This window comes from Shewanella sp. Sh95 (genome assembly GCF_001308045.1).
GTDB lineage: Bacteria > Pseudomonadota > Gammaproteobacteria > Enterobacterales > Shewanellaceae > Shewanella > Shewanella xiamenensis.
The window spans coordinates 1-855 of record NZ_LGYY01000286.1 but is presented as its reverse complement, the minus strand read 5'-3'; the positions used below and the strand labels follow the sequence as shown (position 1 = coordinate 855).

The following is an 855-nucleotide window of genomic DNA, read 5'->3' as shown; positions in this document are numbered from 1 at the left end:
GAAGAGGCTGGACCGGCAGTTAAAATTGGGGCTTGAGCGTTAAACGACTCAATGAATTTCAGGTAAGATACTTCGGATGAGGAGCAAAAAGGTGGTTTATACTTCCTATACCCTTGTTTTTACTTTTTGTTTTTTCAATGTATACTTGAAGGCCGAGGGATAATACTAATAGAGGATTTTTAATGATGACTCAGAGCATTCGCCGCTCAATGTTAACGGTGATGGCGACGCTACCCCTGCTATTTAGCAGCGCAACGCTGCATGCGCAGGCGAACAGCGTGCAACAGCAGCTGGAAGCCCTGGAGAAAAGTTCGGGAGGTCGGCTTGGCGTTGCGCTGATTAACACCGCCGATAATTCGCAGATTCTCTACCGTGCCGATGAACGTTTTGCGATGTGCAGTACCAGTAAGGTGATGGCGGCCGCGGCGGTGCTTAAACAGAGCGAGAGCGATAAGCACCTGCTAAATCAGCGCGTTGAAATCAAGAAGAGCGACCTGGTTAACTACAATCCCATTGCGGAGAAACACGTTAACGGCACGATGACGCTGGCTGAGCTTGGCGCAGCGGCGCTGCAGTATAGCGACAATACTGCCATGAATAAGCTGATTGCCCATCTGGGTGGTCCCGATAAAGTGACGGCGTTTGCTCGCTCGTTGGGTGATGAGACCTTCCGTCTGGACAGAAAAAAAAAAAAAAAAAATTTCGAGAAACGAACACTCAAACCCACCCACAGATTATAACAATAGTGCACTGCACTCATCCAGACGCCACTAACATTGTAGTTACAGACACAAACTACAAAGAGAAGTGACGGGAGCGAGCAGACTGAACTTTACCCATTGCGAGAGCACACCA

General features: G+C 48.5%; 1 protein-coding gene. It reads left to right on the top strand.

The window, feature by feature from the left end; genetic code table 11:
* Window positions 1-182: 182 nt before the first annotated feature.
* A complete protein-coding gene (locus tag AEA42_RS21595) occupies window positions 183-740 on the top strand; it encodes a serine hydrolase (RefSeq protein WP_348625499.1) in 558 nt (185 codons plus the stop codon).
* The last annotated feature ends 115 nt before the right edge of the window (window positions 741-855 follow it).